The organism is Roseovarius faecimaris, from assembly GCF_009762325.1.
In the GTDB taxonomy this organism is placed as follows: domain Bacteria; phylum Pseudomonadota; class Alphaproteobacteria; order Rhodobacterales; family Rhodobacteraceae; genus Roseovarius; species Roseovarius faecimaris.
The window spans coordinates 2,032,018-2,046,844 of sequence record NZ_CP034348.1 but is presented as its reverse complement, the minus strand read 5'-3'; the positions used below and the strand labels follow the sequence as shown (position 1 = coordinate 2,046,844).

The 14,827-nt window shown below is 61.6% G+C and carries 13 protein-coding genes; 2 read left to right on the top strand and 11 right to left on the bottom strand.

What is annotated here, in order from left to right; all coding sequences use genetic code 11:
* Positions 1-2: 2 nt before the first annotated feature.
* The 8 genes from EI983_RS10525 to EI983_RS10490 all read right to left on the bottom strand — a co-directional run bounded on the left by EI983_RS10525 (position 3) and on the right by EI983_RS10490 (position 8,572).
* Positions 3-722, bottom strand: coding sequence for a DUF3307 domain-containing protein (locus EI983_RS10525; RefSeq protein WP_157707356.1), 720 nt, complete (start codon positions 720-722; stop codon positions 3-5).
* A complete protein-coding gene (locus EI983_RS10520) occupies positions 719-1,345 on the bottom strand; it encodes a MarR family transcriptional regulator (RefSeq protein WP_198389277.1) in 627 nt (208 codons plus the stop codon). The genes EI983_RS10525 and EI983_RS10520 overlap by 4 nt, the downstream gene beginning before the upstream one ends.
* Positions 1,346-1,395: 50 nt before the next feature.
* The gene (locus EI983_RS10515) at positions 1,396-1,758 is read right to left on the bottom strand and encodes an SUF system Fe-S cluster assembly protein (protein WP_157707354.1); all 363 of its coding nucleotides are present in this window, start codon (positions 1,756-1,758) and stop codon (positions 1,396-1,398) included.
* Between the two features lie 142 nt (positions 1,759-1,900).
* On the bottom strand, positions 1,901-3,760 hold the full coding sequence (locus tag EI983_RS10510) for a pentapeptide repeat-containing protein (protein ID WP_198389276.1): 1,860 nt from the start codon (positions 3,758-3,760) through the stop codon (positions 1,901-1,903).
* Positions 3,761-3,869: 109 nt separating this feature from the next.
* Positions 3,870-5,387 carry an ABC-F family ATP-binding cassette domain-containing protein gene (locus EI983_RS10505; RefSeq protein ID WP_157707352.1) on the bottom strand — a complete coding sequence of 506 codons (1,518 nt, stop codon included), beginning with the start codon at positions 5,385-5,387 and terminating at the stop codon, positions 3,870-3,872.
* A 255-nt stretch (positions 5,388-5,642) separates the two neighbouring features.
* Positions 5,643-7,052 (bottom strand): 30S ribosomal protein S6--L-glutamate ligase, encoded by a 1,410-nt coding sequence (gene rimK, locus EI983_RS10500; RefSeq protein WP_157707351.1) that lies wholly within the window; start codon positions 7,050-7,052, stop codon positions 5,643-5,645.
* Positions 7,053-7,403: 351 nt separating this feature from the next.
* Entirely contained in the window at positions 7,404-7,682 is a 279-nt protein-coding gene (locus EI983_RS10495; RefSeq protein WP_157707350.1) for an NfeD family protein, read from the bottom strand.
* Complete coding sequence (locus EI983_RS10490) at positions 7,682-8,572, bottom strand: SPFH domain-containing protein (protein WP_157707349.1); 891 nt, start codon at positions 8,570-8,572, stop codon at positions 7,682-7,684. Before EI983_RS10490 ends, EI983_RS10495 begins: the two co-directional genes overlap by 1 nt.
* Positions 8,573-8,694: 122 nt before the next feature.
* Between EI983_RS10490 and tgt the strand changes: the two genes are divergently transcribed.
* On the top strand, positions 8,695-9,819 hold the full coding sequence (tgt, locus tag EI983_RS10485) for a tRNA guanosine(34) transglycosylase Tgt (protein ID WP_157707348.1): 1,125 nt from the start codon (positions 8,695-8,697) through the stop codon (positions 9,817-9,819).
* 356 nt (positions 9,820-10,175) lie between these two features.
* Here tgt and EI983_RS10480 read toward each other — a convergent pair whose 3' ends face one another.
* Positions 10,176-11,246 (bottom strand): sugar-transfer associated ATP-grasp domain-containing protein, encoded by a 1,071-nt coding sequence (locus EI983_RS10480; RefSeq protein ID WP_157707347.1) that lies wholly within the window; start codon positions 11,244-11,246, stop codon positions 10,176-10,178.
* Between the two features lie 444 nt (positions 11,247-11,690).
* Here EI983_RS10480 and lon point away from each other — a divergent pair, with 444 nt between their 5' ends.
* A complete protein-coding gene (gene lon, locus EI983_RS10475) occupies positions 11,691-14,105 on the top strand; it encodes an endopeptidase La (RefSeq protein WP_157707346.1) in 2,415 nt (804 codons plus the stop codon).
* Positions 14,106-14,165: 60 nt separating this feature from the next.
* On the opposite strand, the gene EI983_RS10470 is transcribed toward lon, so the two are convergent.
* Complete coding sequence (locus EI983_RS10470; RefSeq protein WP_157707345.1) at positions 14,166-14,360, bottom strand: hypothetical protein; 195 nt, start codon at positions 14,358-14,360, stop codon at positions 14,166-14,168.
* A 155-nt stretch (positions 14,361-14,515) separates the two neighbouring features.
* Positions 14,516-14,701: a hypothetical protein gene (locus tag EI983_RS10465; protein ID WP_157707344.1), complete on the bottom strand. Its 186-nt coding sequence runs from the start codon at positions 14,699-14,701 to the stop codon at positions 14,516-14,518.
* Between the last annotated feature and the right edge of the window lie 126 nt (positions 14,702-14,827).

Below are 14,827 nucleotides of genomic sequence, written 5' to 3'. Positions count from 1 at the left end.
ACTTAGGGCGACGAGGGGATGATCTCAAGAGGGGGCAAAGCCCCGAGAAGGGCTTGTGTGGCAAGAGCGGTGGCAATGGCCCAGCCGAAGGAGGCGAGCGTGCCGATGATCACGTATTCGGCAAGCCGCTGGTCACGCATAGCGGTGCCGAAGCGCAGGACGGATTTGGCCGCGATCAGAAAACCGACGCCGAGCGGCTGTCCGGCCAGCATCATCAGGTAGATCAGGCCGCGTTCGAGAAGGCCGATCTGGCGTCCGCCATCGCGCAGACCGGCGTTGCGGATACGCTGCGTGTGGGGCTGCATCAAAAGGGCCACGGCATGGCGGCCCGCGGTGAGGGCGGTTATGGCCCCTGCGGCGAGCGCCATGAGGGGCAGGAGCGGGTCATATGCGGCCCAGGCGCCGGTGCTCCAGAGCGTGGGCGCATAGGAGGCGGCGGCGAGAAGCGTGGCGAGGTGGGCCATCTGATCGAGAAGGAAGGCGCCCAGCTTGCGAAAGCCGCCATAGGTCTTGATGGCGTCAATCAGCAGATGCGCGGCGGTCAGCAGGGCCAGGGTCGCATCGTAGATCTGACCAAGCGCCAGATGCGCGGTGATCCAGACGATGGCCCCATGCAGGACAAGCACGTGCGGGCGCGATTTGTTGGCATTTATCCAATTGGTTTGTAATGTAAAATCGGCAAGGACATGCGCCAGAAGCAGGGCGGTGAATGTCTCGATCATGGGCCTGTCCCCTCGTGTTCGAAGGCTGTGAGCGCATCGGCCAGCGCATGGTATCCAGCGGCGCTCAGCGCCTGGTCAACGGCCTGCCGGGAGATGCCGAGCGCTGCGGCGGCGGTGGCATGTGTGGGCGGCGCAGGGGGCAGCATCAGCACCATCGCGCGGGCCTGCGCGGGGGTCCAGCCTTGGGAAATATGATCGGCCAAAAGGGTTGCTGCATGGGCTGAGCCGCCGGTGGCATGGGCCATTTGGATGTGGGGTCCGGTGAGGGTTTGGAGGAGGCGGCCGGAGGTGGTGAAGACCGGGCCGGTGGCAGAGTTGGGATTGCCGTCCGGGGGCAAGCTGTCTGACCCGCTGGCCAGGGCGATGCGGGTGGAGAAGGGTTTGCCCAGACGGCGCAGGGCCGCGCGCAGATAGAGAGAGCTTCGCAATGCAAGCCCTTCTGAAGACAGGAAAAACTGCCATCCGTCACCGCTGGACCGGGCGAAGCCCGTGCGCAGCTCCGGCGCCCAGCGCGCCACGTCCTGTGCTGCGTCGGCCAGGGCGGATATCGCGTCGTTAACCTGGCGGTCGGTGAGTTTGGACGATTGTATCAAATCGCCTGAGAGGACGGAGATCGGGATCATTGGCAAGTTATAAAGCTTGCAGAGAAACAAAGCAAGCTAATTTACTTGCGTTACATGAATCCCAGTTCGAGACGCGCCTCGTCGCTCATCATGTCCATGCCCCAGGGGGGTTCCCAGGTGAGCTCCACATCGACCTGTTTCACGCCCGGAAGCGGCTCCACGGCCTCGGCCACCCAGCCGGGCATCTCACCCGCCACGGGACAGCCGGGAGCGGTCAGGGTCATCACCACTTTGACGGCATTTTCCGTATCGATATCAATGGTATAGATAAGGCCCAGATCAAAGATATTGACCGGGATTTCCGGGTCATAGACAGAGCGGCACGCCTCAACGATGTTATCGTAAAGGGGGTGATCCGTGCTCGACGGTGCGATCAGTGGGGCACCTTCAACCGGGTCGGGGGTCTGGCTCATGTCGGGGTCCTGCGCTTCATTCCTGAGCAAACATATAGGATTTATCTCGGGCGGCGTCCAGAGGGAGGAGAATTGTACGTTTTGTACAAAATGACCCCCTGTTTTGTACAAAATTCTTTGCCGGGGTGGCGCTTTCGGGGCGTCACTCCGACGCTTCCGCGCCCGGCATGGGGCCGGTTTTCCATGTGCAATCGGTGAGGCCGAGTTCGGCGATGTCTTCGGGGGTGAGGCGGGGGACATTGCGCCATTCGGGTGGGGCAATTTGATCCCAATATATGAGTTCGGGGCTACGTTCTATCCACCAGCGCCAAAGAGAAAAGTACTCTTCGTCGCTCAGATGGGTAGTGACCCACTGACAAGGGCGATTGAGCGGAGTACCCATTTGCGCTGCAAAATCAGGGGAAAACGAAACGCTTTTATCTAGAAATGCATTTCGGAAATCAGTGCGTTCGTCAAAATCTATTTTATCAACAATAAGATTGCGCATTGCACCACCAAAGTTAGTTGCACCATCTAGATTGATTTCAGCAAAGAAAGTCGGTGTATCTAATGAACCAGCCAAATATGAGAAATCGAATACGGTGTTTGCCATTTTTGCATGCCCAAAACTCACATCATCTAAGTACGAAAATTTGAAGTTAGCCGAAGTCAAAGTTACATCTCCAAAGTTAACTTCCTTCATGCCTGAGCTGCTAAAATCTACGCTGTTCAAACTGGTATCGAAGAAAGTTGTATTTGTAATTTGGGAATTGTTGAAACTTGTGCGGGTCAAGTTGGCGTACCAAAAAACAGTGCTTTCTATTTTTGCGAAAGTAATGTGTGTGTCGACTAGATTCGTTCTTACGAAACTTGCGTGCAGTATGTTGGTTGACCGCAGACTTGCAGTTGCCAGCTCAGCATTTCTAAAATCCGTGAAGCTTAGATTAGCTTTGCTGAGATCAGCCCCTTCCAGATTAGCATCCCAAAATTCAGAACCAGCTAAATCTATGAGCGAGAGGTTTGCTCCAACCAGATAAGCAGATATCAATACCGCGTTCCTTAGATCAGGTTTCTTTTGAAATGGGCCATCCCATGAAGGACGCTGAAAATCAGCAAATGAAGAGGAACGGCGGGATCTCCATTCGTCTTTAAAGCTCTGCTCGCGGTCGCCTAAGTCCAAACAATCCGCCGCTTTGATCCCCTTGCGGCGACACCAGTTATCGCGAAACTCGTCGCGGGCGATGGCGTAGGGGAGCCAGCCTTCGGGGCGTTCGACAATGTCTTCTCCGATGAGGACCAGGTCTGCGAGGTACTCGGTCGGGCCTTCGGTGCGCTGAAAGGCGAAGATCAGAAGGGCAGGAGCGATGATGAGGAAGGCGCTCATTGCCGGAACGGTGGACCAGAGGTTGATTTGTTGGCCGCTATTCGAGGGGCGCATGCGCAGGATCAGCATGGCGAGGCTGGCGGTGCCGGTGATGAGCACCACGATCAGCGCCAGGGTGGCCACAAGGGTGATCCAGAGAAACTCCCGGGCGGGCATGGATTGCCACCACAAGAGCCCCAGCACCAAAGGGCCGAAGCCCCAGGCGAGCAGAAAGTTGAGCGCCATGGCGGCGGCTTCGAGGGTGCGGGGGGTGGTGCAGGCGTCATCGCGCAAGCGGCGGCGCAGGTGCAGGGCGGCGTCGGTCACGAGCCAGGGCGAGACCACATCGCCCAGAGGCTGGCCCTGATGCACCGGGTCGGCCTTGCCCAGCACATCCCAAAGCCGGATCAGGTAGAGGTGGAAGTAGCCGTAGATCGCGGCAGTCAGGATCGGGGCGGCGACGAAGAAATAGCGCGTGGGCACGTCGACATTGACCAAAGGCAGCTCAGTGGCGCGGCCGACGCCGTAGAAGTCGATATGCTCGACCCCCATCAGCGTGATCCCGACAAAGACAAGCACACCGAGGAGGGCGAACCAGGTGTTGCGGGCATTGGAGGTGAGCGCGTTGATGCGGGCGATGTCGTCGGGCAGATCAGCCATGGGGCAAAGACCTTTGGGTATAATATATCGGTCAGTCTGCATGCGAGGCGGGTGAAAAGCAAATGCTGAGCGGGGAGGAGGAGGCCCGGGATCGGGGTCCGGGGCGGGGTCAGCTTGCGCCCAGCTGTTCGGCAAAGAACGGCTCGGGGCTGTCCACCTCAACCAGCCGTTTGCGCACCACCTGCCAGAAGCGGGTGCCGATGGTGCGCACGAAGGTCCGGTCGTGGCTGACCAGAAGGGCGGTGGTGTCATGGGCCAGAAGCTCATGCTCCAGCGCCTCTTGCCCGTCGATATCGAGATGGTTCGTCGGCTCGTCGAGGATGTAGAGGTTCGGCGCCTGAAGCCGCAGCAGAAGCATGGCGAGGCGGCTGCGCTGGCCGCCGGAGAGGGCCGGAATGGGCTTGTCCTGCATACCGAAGGCGATGCCCGCGGCGGCCAGTTCGGCGATGGCCTTCTGATCGCCGATATCCGACACGGAGGTGACGGCGTCGAACGGGGTCTTGTAGGCGCTAAGCTGGCTGAGCGCCTGATCGGAGATGCCGGGTACTGCCGACGGGGCGACGCGGATCGTGGGGTGCTCGGCGCGGGTGGCGGCGATGACCTGGGTCAGGAGCTGCGTCTTGCCGGTGCCATTGGCCCCGAGGATCACGACACGGTCGCCGGGGCTGATCCAGGATTGCGGCAGTGTGTAGAGCATGGGGCCGTCGGGAATGCAGATTTCGGTCGGCTCGAAGCTGATCAGGGCCTTGGCATGGGCGCCGGAATTGGCGAGGCGGATCTGGCCGGAACCGGCCTCCTGATGTGCGGGGCGGGCGGCCTGCACGATGCTGTCGGCGCGCTCTTTCAGTTGCTTGTTCTTCTTCAGCAGCAGGTCAGAGCCGGAATTGATCCCGATATTCTTGAGCTTGGCCGCCTGGCGGCGGAGCTGATTGGCCTTGGCGACCTCGTTCTCGAACCGGCGGGCGGCGGCATGGTCCTTCTCGTCCAGGGCCGCGCGGGCCTCTGTGTAGGGCAGGGGGAACTCCTCGGACGCCTCAGAGCGCAGGAAAAGCGTGCGGGTCGTCACCTCGTCGAGAAAGGCGCGGTCATGGCTGACGATCAGCATGGGCACGCCGCGCGCGATGGTGGCGATCCAGTTCTGCAGAAACCCGATGCGGGAAAGATCGAGGTGGTTTGTCGGCTCGTCGAGCAAAAGCACGTCCGGTTCACTCACCCAGGCGCGGGCCAGAAGCGCCACCCGCTGCCAGCCGCCCGAAAGCTGCGCCAGCGGCGTGTGCCACAGCTCGGGCGGGACCGAGAGATCGTCGAGCACGATATCGACCCGCCAGCTTTCCATCTCGGCGGTCTCGGGATCGAGGGCCGAGAGCACGGTGTCATAGAGGCTGAGCGGGTGCAGCGCGTCAGGCGGGTTCTGGGCGACAAGTGCCATGCGCAAGCCGCGGGCGGTGGTGATTTCGCCGGTGGTCGGCTCCTGCGCGCCCGCGATCAGCGACAGAAGCGAGGATTTACCGCGCCCGTTGGAGGCGACAAGCCCGATGCGGTCGCCCTTCTCGATGGAGAAGGTGAGGTTGGAAAACAGGGGCGTGCCGATGGTCAGGCCAAGATTGCGAAGGGTGATCAGGGACATCTGTCAGGTCTTTCCGGGTCAGAAGCAGCGCAAGGCGGCTGCGGTCAGGGCAGATCGGATCAGATGGTATGCGCGTCCGGATCAGCCCCACAAACGACGTTGCGGGGCGCGGACAGGGCCGCGGGTTCGGTCATGATAGCGGAATGCGTGCATCTGCTGACCCCTCCCGGTGTTGAGCAGGGCAAGGGTAGGCGGATGCGGGCGCGAGGTCAATCGGCGGGGAGGTGCGTGTGAACACGCACCCTACGGGATGGATCATCCGGCGGATTTGGTTTTGCGGCGGCGGATCGGGGCAGGGCGGACCTGGGCCTCGATCTGCTCGTAAAGCAGTCCGGCGATGTTCTTGCCGGTCGAATTTTCGATGCCTTCGAGCCCGGGAGAGGAGTTGACCTCGAGCACTTTCGGCCCGGCCTCGGCGCGCAGCAGGTCCACGCCGGCGAGGTTGAGCCCGAAGACGCGCGCCGCCTTGATCGCGGTTTCACGCTCGGCCTTGGTGATGCGCACCGATTTGGCCGACCCGCCGCGATGCAGGTTGGAGCGGAAATCGCCTTCGGCGCCGGTGCGTTTCATCGAGGCCACGACCTTGCCGCCCACGACGAGGCAGCGGATATCCTCGCCCGCGGCCTCCTTGACGAAATCCTGCACGAGGAAGTTGGCCTTGAGCCCGCGGAAGGCGTCGATCACCGATTCCGCCGCTTTTTTGGTTTCGGCCAGCACGACGCCCTTGCCTTGGGTCGATTCCAGCAGTTTCACGATCAGGGGCGCGGTGCCGACGAGGCCGATCAGGTTCGCGGTGTCCATCGGCGAGGCGGCAAAGGCGGTGTTGGGCATGCCGATCTTGGCGCGCGACATGAGCTGATGGGCATAGAGCTTGTCGCGGCTTGCGGTGATGCCGGCGGAGGGGTTCACGCAATAGGTGCCGATGGTTTCGAACTGGCGCACGATGGCGGTGCCATAAGGGGTGATCGAGGCGCCGATGCGCGGGATCACCGCGTCATAGCGGGGCAGGCGTTTGCCGTCGTAATGCACTTCGGGCGTCATCGGGTTGATCGCCATGTAGCAGCGGGTGGTGTTGATCACCTCGACGGTATGGCCGCGCTTTTCGCCTTCTTCGACGAGGCGGCGGGTGGAATAGTTGTCTTCGCGGCTGAGCACGGCGATGCGCAGGGCGCGGTTGGGCTGTGCGGTGCGCATCTTGGACGTGTGGTAGACGTCATAGCTGAGCTCGGGCTGGAAGAACCGGTCGGTGGCCTGGATCGAGATGTGATCCTTCAGCGCCTGGCGGCCCAGCAGCATGCGGCTGGCCATGGAGGAGCGGTTGGTGAGGGTGATCTCGATGGGCCAGCTCTGACCGCCAACGGAGAGCGTGCTTTCGATCACGTAGCGCAGCTCTTTCTCGCCATTCGACGAGGCCACCTCGCGCCGGTCCACGATGGGCGCGGAACAGGGGATCACCAGATCGTCGCGGCCGGGAATCGGGTGCAGGGTGAACCGCACCTTGGGATGTTTGGCCGAACCGAAGGTTTCGATGTCAAACGCATGCAGCGCCGAGGTGCGCGCGCCGGTATCGACCTTGGCGCGCAGCGCAGGAACGCCCAGATCGGGCAGACTGATCCACTCCTCCCAGCCGAATTGCAGAATCTCTGGTTGGGTGTCGTCCGTCATTTGCTTTTCCCTGTCGGTCTTTGTGCGCGGGTTGAACGCTCTATCATCGGGAAATCGCGGGGGGATGCAAGGGAGGAGGCGGGATGTCCGGTTTGAGCCCTGAGCGGTCATTGCGGCAAGCGCACCACAAGGCCGATTGCCAGCCCCCGGGGTGGCGATCCTGTCAGGCGTTCCGGGGCACTTTATCCCCGCCACATCCGCGCGCAGAAGGAGCGAGGCACCCAGCCCCGCCATATCGCCAGCCCTGGTAGGGGGGCTGGCGATGGGCCGGGCCGCTGCGCGGCTGTTAACCGGCCCGTGGTGCCTTGTTCCTAGGTCAGCAACATCCGCCTGGCAGTCGCTTCAAATGGCTTACTTATTGATATCCTCGTGGAAAATGCGCGTCTGGTCGTCGGGGTTGCGGAAGAGCCTGCGCAGCACGATCCAGGCGATGAGCGAAGTGGCCGCGAAGATTACCAGCAGGGCGACGAGGCTGATCTTCAGTGGCAGCAGCACGAGCAGCGCCACGATGGCCGCGCCGACGGCAAAGCCGAGGAAGATAAAGCCGGGAGCGATCACTTCGAGAATGGCGAGGCCCAGGGCCCCGGCGAGCCAGGCCCACCAGAGTTGCCAGAGTGCCAGCTCTTCCATCACGATTTCCCTTTCAGCATGTTGAAGGCGTTGCCAAACGCCTCAAGCGCGTTGGCCGGCACGACGATGGTCGAGGCCGACGGGCTGTTGCCCAGGGCGTTGAGCGACTCGACCTGTTTCAGGGCCACCTGGTATTGCGCGGCCTCAAGCCCGTTGGCCTGAATGGCCGCCGCAACGACGCCGGTGGCGTAGGCTTCGGCGTCGGCTTCGACGCGGCGGGCCTCGGCGGCTTTCTGGGCGGCGTAAAGCTCGGCATCGGCGGCCAGTTCCACCGCGCGGCGCTGGCCTTCGGCCTCGGTCACATGGGCGCGGCGGGCGCGTTCGGCGTTGAGCTGTTGCAGCATCGCGGCGCGGGTGGCTTCGTCCAGGTTGACATCGAGAATTTCGGCGCGGGTGACCTCGATCCCCCAGTTGTCGACGGCGTCCTCGACCAGAGCCTTGATCGTGGTGATCAGCTGGGCGCGGTTGGACTGCACCTCGTCCAGGTCCATCTTGCCAATCTCGGCGCGGACGATCCCGGCCACGGTGGTGGCGATGGCGGCGTCCACGTCGCGGATGCGATAGACCGTCTTTTCCGGCTCGGTGATGCGGTAGAACACCGATGTTTCCACCTGCACCAGCACGTTATCCTTGGTGATCGCGTCCTGGGAGGCATTGGGCAATTGCCGTTCGAGAATGGAAATCTTGTGCCGGACCACGTCGAAGAACGGCACGATCAGGTTGATGCCGGGGCCCATGACCTTGCGCAGCTTGCCGAAGCGTTCGACCACGTGCTGTTCGGATTGCGGCACGATCTTGACCGCCTTGAAGACGGTGATGACAAGCAGAAGCGCCAGCAACAGGAGCGGCAGGTTGGAGGACAGCAGGTCCATAATCAGGTCTTCGGTCATAATTGGCCCTCTTAAAGTGTATGCAATAGTATACAGTTGGGGTGTGTGTCTTGGATTTGCAAGCTACGGTAGCCCGCTTTATGGAGAGGCAAAAGATGAAACTTGGCTGAGGGCTATAGGTTTTGACGACCGGATTCGAGAAACTGGCGCAGGATGGCGCGGCGCGGCTGGGCGTGATCCGCACACCGCGCGGAGAGGTGCGCACCCCGGCCTTCATGCCGGTGGGCACGGCGGCCACGGTAAAGGCCATGCTGCCCGAGAGCGTACGCGAGACAGGGGCCGATATTCTGCTGGGCAATACCTATCACCTGATGCTGCGCCCGGGCGCCGAGCGGGTGGCGCGCCTGGGCGGGCTGCACAAGTTCATGAACTGGGAGCGGCCCATTCTGACCGATAGCGGCGGGTTTCAGGTGATGAGCCTCGCAGGGCTCAGGAAACTCACCGAGGAGGGCGTGACCTTCAAGAGCCATATCGACGGGTCGAAACATATGCTGAGCCCGGAAAGCAGCATGGAAATACAGCGGCTTCTGGGGTCGGACATCGTGATGTGCTTTGACGAATGTCCCGCCTTGCCCGCCGAGCGCGAGGCGATTGCCCGGTCCATGCGGCTGTCCATGCGGTGGGCCGAGCGGTCAAGGGCGGCCTTTGGCGTACGGCCGGGGCATATGCTGTTCGGCATCATGCAAGGCGGGCTGGAACGCGATCTGCGCGAGGAAAGCGCCGAAGCACTCAAGGCCATCGGGTTTGACGGCTATGCCATCGGCGGGCTGGCGGTGGGCGAGGGGCAGGCGGCGATGTTCGACTGTCTGGATTATGCGCCGGGATTTCTGCCGGAGGACAAGCCGCGCTATCTGATGGGGGTGGGCAAGCCCGATGACATCGTGGGGGCCGTGAAGCGGGGCGTGGACATGATGGATTGCGTGCTGCCGTCGCGGTCGGGGCGCACGGGGCAGGTCTTTACCCGGCGCGGCGTGGTCAACATCAAGAACGCGCGCCATGCGGACGATCCGCGCCCGCTGGACGAGGCTTGCAGCTGTCCGGCCTGCCGCAGCTATTCCCGCGCCTATCTGCATCATGTGTTCCGCGCGCAGGAGATGATCAGCGGCATGCTTCTGACCTGGCACAACCTGCATTATTTCCAGGAGATCATGCAGGGCATGCGCGCGGCGATTGCCGAAGGGCGGTTTGCGGCGTGGGAGGCTATGTTCCATGCGCAGCGCGCGGAGGGGGACATTCCGCCGCTCTGAAGCCACTTCATGTTGGTGCAATCGCGCAACACCCCGCAATATCTGGTGTGCGGCGTCGGCAAATTCCGCGGGATTCGGAGTAGACTGCGGCCCAGGAGGACGCGGTCATGAAAGTTTTGCTTGTTTCGGCACTTGGTGTTGGCCTTGCGGCAGCGGCGGCGATTGCGCTGGCGTGAGTGCACCGTGAAAAGAGCATAGGTCAGGAAAACCGGCATAGCACGCTGTGAGTGCCGACGAGTAGACTACCCAGGAAGGCATTGAACCTGGGGTTTTGACATGTTGTTTAATTTTTCGATTTTCGCGGCCGGTTGGATGTCGGTGGCCGTTCTGGCCGCGGTGGCGCTGGCCTGATCGGTTTACCGACCAAACCAGCCTTTCTTTTTGGCCGCACCGCCGAAGACATACCCGTTGCCCTCGAAGAAGGCGCGCACGTCGGGTGTCAGCATGCCGCGGCCGGAGGCGTATTGAGGCAGATCGAAGCCGCCGCCGTAATTCAGCTCCACGATGACGGGGCCCTCTTCGGTGATGGCGATATCCGTTGATTGATAGGGCATGGGCGCAAACAGCCGGGCCGCCTGGGCGTTGACCTCGATCAGCCTGTCCCAGTGGGGCAGGGTCAGCCCCTTGAGGCCCGGCACGGAGGGGTGATCGTCATGGAAGCTCACTTCGAGGCCGGTGCGTTCGGCGACGGTGAGGATTTCACCGGTCTGCACATCGACCTCGCAGGCGAGGTTGCCGGGGCGCCAGAAGGCATCGGCGATGTTTTCCCCCTGCGGCAGCTTGATGATCGCAATCGGGCAAAACACACCGTCGGCGCGCACCATGTTGACCATGCGCACCGTGGCCAAAGCCGAGCAATAGGGCGCGAAATGCGAATGGTTTGTCAGGGTGCGCTGCAGAAGATAGCTGTGCCCGGCGACGAACGCCTCGAAGAAATGGTCATAGGTCATCGGGGGCTGGCCCGCGCAATGCAGATGCGTGTCATCGGCGTGATCAATGCGGAAGGCGCCGAAGCTGACCATGCCATCGACGATTTTGCCAAAGACGCTGCCTTCTTCGTTTTGCAGCAGGTCGCGCAGCGCGTCGGCTGACGAGATCTTGCGCAGACCGGGGAAGGTGCGGGCGGTTGTGTCGATCACGGCGATGGAGTCGGGCACGGGCACGCCGCCGGACGACAGCATCAGACCGGCGAGGGCCTTGTCTTCGGCCACAGCACTCCAGCCGCGATTGTTGCAGCGATGCGTGATCTCCCAGTGCAGGTCGTTCGAGATGTAGGCCGCGCGCTCTTCGTCGGTGAAGTTTTCGCTGCGGTAGAGGCCGAAGCGGATGTATTCCACCATGTTGATCCGGCTATCGGATTTTGCCATCTGGCGGAATTCGCGCTGAATCTGGAACACGGATTTGCCGCTGTTGCGTGCCGCATGCACCAACAAGTCTTTGTGATCTGTATCCCGGACCGCATAGTAATTACGCTGATCCAGATCGCTTGCGGAGATTTTGCCTTGGACTGTCACGACGGCTCCATTCAGTCTGTTTTGGGATGATTGTTGGTCGATTGGAAACAGTTATCCGCTCGCAATATGGTAAAAATATGACCATCCTGGAGCGTCTATAGGCCGTTTCACGGCAATAGGACCAAGCGGGCCGGGTCTTTCGGCCGGGAGAGGCCGCATGCGCCCCCGAAGCTGGCGCTTTTATGCAGTTTCCTTCGGAAATGCCGCTTGCTCCTTCTGGGCGAGCAAGGCATTGTGTCCGCCGGAGAAGGTTGAAACGGGTCGCATACACCCCAAGTAAGACCTCTGAGAGAGGAGAAGGCCAGAGTTGCCGATGATCGGGACCGGAGCCTTCTTGCCAAATACAGGATACTGAGCATGCAAGACCCCCTGAACGCATCCTACCCCGTGCTGCCGCTGCGCGATATCGTGGTGTTCCCGCATATGATCGTGCCGCTGTTCGTGGGCCGCGAGAAATCGGTCCGGGCGCTTGAGGAAGTGATGCAGGACGACAAGCAGATTTTGCTGTCGAGCCAGATTGACCCGAGCGACGACGACCCCAAGAGCGACGGCATCTATAATGCCGGCGTGCTGGCCAATGTGCTGCAACTGCTGAAACTGCCCGACGGCACGGTGAAAGTGCTGGTCGAAGGTGTGCAGCGGGTGCGGATCGTCGAATACCTTGAAAACGAAGATTATTTCGAGGCGCGCGCCGAGGCGTTGATGGAAATGCCGGGCGATGCGGCTACGATCGAGGCGCTGTTGCGGACCGTGACGAGCGAGTTCGAGCGCTATTCCAAGGTCAAGAAGAACATCCCGGAAGAGGCGCTGAGCGCGGTGTCGGAGACGACCGAGCCCGCCAAGCTCGCGGACCTTGTGGCCGGTCATCTGGGCATCGAGGTGGACCAGAAGCAGGACCTGCTGGAGACGCTGAGCGTCAGCGAGCGGCTGGAGAAGGTCTATGGCCTGATGCAGGGCGAAATGAGCGTTCTGCAGGTCGAGAAAAAGATCAAGACGCGCGTCAAATCCCAGATGGAGCGCACCCAGCGCGAATATTACCTGAATGAGCAGATGAAGGCCATTCAGAAGGAGCTGGGCGACGGCGAAGAGGGCGAAGGCGAGATTGCCGAGCTGGAAACCAAGCTGAGCGAGACCAAGCTGAGCAAGGAGGCCAAGGAAAAGGCCGAAGCGGAACTCAAGAAGCTCAAGAACATGAGCCCGATGAGCGCCGAAGCGACGGTTGTGCGCAATTACCTGGACTGGATGCTGTGCCTGCCCTGGGGCAAGAAATCCCGTGTGAAGAAGGACTTGCACCGCGCGCAGGACGTGCTGGACAAGGACCATTACGGGCTGGAGAAGGTCAAGGAACGGATTGTCGAGTATCTGGCCGTGCAGCAACGCTCGAAAAAGCTCAAAGGGCCGATCATGTGCCTCGTGGGCCCGCCGGGCGTGGGTAAAACATCGCTGGGCAAGTCCGTGGCCAAGGCGACGGGGCGCGAGTTTATCCGCATCAGCCTGGGCGGCGTGCGCGATGAGAGCGAGATCCGCGGCCACCGCCGGACCTATATCGGCTCGATGCCGGGCAAGATCATCCAATCGCTGAAAAAGGCGAAGACGACGAACCCGCTGATCCTCTTGGACGAGATCGACAAGATGGGCCAGGATTTCCGGGGCGACCCGGCCTCGGCCATGCTGGAAGTGCTTGATCCGGAGCAAAACTCGACCTTTGTCGATCACTATCTGGAGGTCGAATATGACCTTTCCGACGTGATGTTCCTGACCACGGCGAACAGCTATAACATGCCCGGGCCGCTTCTGGACCGGATGGAGATCATCCCGCTGGCGGGCTATACCGAGGACGAAAAGCGCGAGATCGCCAAGCAGCATCTCATTGACAAGCAAATCAAGAACCACGGCCTGAAAAAGGGCGAGTTCGAGCTGACCGACGACGCGCTGACCGCCATCATCCGCCACTATACCCGCGAGGCGGGGGTGCGGAACCTGGAGCGCGAGATCGCCAAGATCGCGCGGAAAGCCGTGACCAGGATCATCAAGAAAGAGGCCGAGACGATCACCGTCACGGCGGACAATATTGATGAGTACCTGGGCGTGAAGAAGTTCCGCTATGGTCTGGCCGAGGAATCGGATCAGGTGGGTGTTGTCACGGGTCTGGCCTATACCTCTGTCGGCGGTGAGCTTCTGAATATCGAAGCGCTGCGCCTGCCGGGCAAGGGCCGGATGAAAACCACCGGCAAGCTGGGCGACGTGATGAAGGAATCGATCGATGCGGCCTCATCCTATGTCCGGTCGATCAGCCCGCAGATCGGGATCAAGCCGCCCAAGTTCGAGAAGTGGGACATTCACGTGCACGTGCCCGAAGGGGCGACGCCGAAGGACGGGCCGAGCGCCGGTCTGGCCATGGTGACGTCGATTGTGTCGGTTCTGACGGGTATCCCGGTGCGCAAGGACATCGCCATGACGGGCGAGGTGACGCTGCGCGGCAATGCCCTGGCCATTGGCGGGCTGAAGGAGAAGCTTCTTGCAGCACTCCGGGGCGGCATCAAGACGGTGCTGATCCCGAAGGAGAATGAGAAGGACCTCGCCGAGATCCCCGACAATGTGAAGGAGGGGCTTCAGATCATCCCGGTGGAGCATGTCAGCGATGTGCTGAAACACGCGCTGGTGCGCACGCCCGAGCCGGTGGAGTGGGACGAAGCCGCCGAAGAGGCCGCCGCCGCCGAAGCCGCGCTGAAGGATGGCGGGGCGGAAGCCGGGGCCACCACCACGCATTAAGCGAGGTCACTGAAGATATGGGGCGTCTGACCGAGGTCAGGCGCCCTTTTTCATGGAATTTCAGCCGCTTGCCGCCGCTGCCGCGATGAGTGCAAGCAGAATGAGCGGCAGAATGATCCCCCCGTCTGAGCGTCCTGCGGCGCCTTCAGCGACGGTGCCCGCGCCAATGTTGGGGCCATCGCCCCCGGTCAGCGACGGATCGGCCAGAGCGCATGGAAGACGCGCAGATATGGTGAATAAGGTGAGGGGTTTCATGCTCTACCCTCCGGTGTGCCGGGTGCGGGTCAGCCGGTAGGCATGAGAATACTCTTGGAAGCAGATACAGAACGGGACGCCCCGGGATTGAGCGCCCGGGCCGTTAGACCTTCTGTGACATTGCCCGATAACCGGCCTGCCGGACGGGGGGTGCCTCAGAAAGCGCCGCCCGCGGCGGCCAGAAGCGTGGCGAGCCAGACCGCGATGATCAGCCCGTCTGCGTTGGACGAGTCCGCGACCGCTTCGGCGACCACCACATCGGGTGTGACGACCGGGTCCGAGAGGCTGCCTGCCAATGCCGGCGACGCGGCGAAGAAAGCGGCGACGAGTATGTATTTCACAGCTGTACCCCCAAAACAGGTGCTCTTGGGTTTGTCATAGCGGTTTTATGCGCATCAGGTCAACATATGGGTGGTCAGACGCCGTGCGTCACAGTATCCTGTGGATAAGTCCCGTATTGAGGATGA

Excerpts from the sequence above, each read along its gene's own strand:
- EI983_RS10525 (WP_157707356.1), bottom strand. The coding sequence starts at position 722 with ATGATCGAGACATTCACCGCCCTGCTTCTGGCGCATGTCCTTGCCGAT.
- EI983_RS10520 (WP_198389277.1), bottom strand. The coding sequence starts at position 1,345 with ATGATCCCGATCTCCGTCCTCTCAGGCGATTTGATACAATCGTCCAAA.
- EI983_RS10515 (WP_157707354.1), bottom strand. The coding sequence starts at position 1,758 with ATGAGCCAGACCCCCGACCCGGTTGAAGGTGCCCCACTGATCGCACCG.
- EI983_RS10510 (WP_198389276.1), bottom strand. The coding sequence starts at position 3,760 with ATGGCTGATCTGCCCGACGACATCGCCCGCATCAACGCGCTCACCTCC.
- EI983_RS10505 (WP_157707352.1), bottom strand. The coding sequence starts at position 5,387 with ATGTCCCTGATCACCCTTCGCAATCTTGGCCTGACCATCGGCACGCCC.
- rimK (WP_157707351.1), bottom strand. The coding sequence starts at position 7,052 with ATGACGGACGACACCCAACCAGAGATTCTGCAATTCGGCTGGGAGGAG.
- EI983_RS10495 (WP_157707350.1), bottom strand. The coding sequence starts at position 7,682 with ATGGAAGAGCTGGCACTCTGGCAACTCTGGTGGGCCTGGCTCGCCGGG.
- EI983_RS10490 (WP_157707349.1), bottom strand. The coding sequence starts at position 8,572 with ATGACCGAAGACCTGATTATGGACCTGCTGTCCTCCAACCTGCCGCTC.
- lon (WP_157707346.1), top strand. The coding sequence starts at position 11,691 with ATGCAAGACCCCCTGAACGCATCCTACCCCGTGCTGCCGCTGCGCGAT.
- EI983_RS10470 (WP_157707345.1), bottom strand. The coding sequence starts at position 14,360 with ATGAAACCCCTCACCTTATTCACCATATCTGCGCGTCTTCCATGCGCT.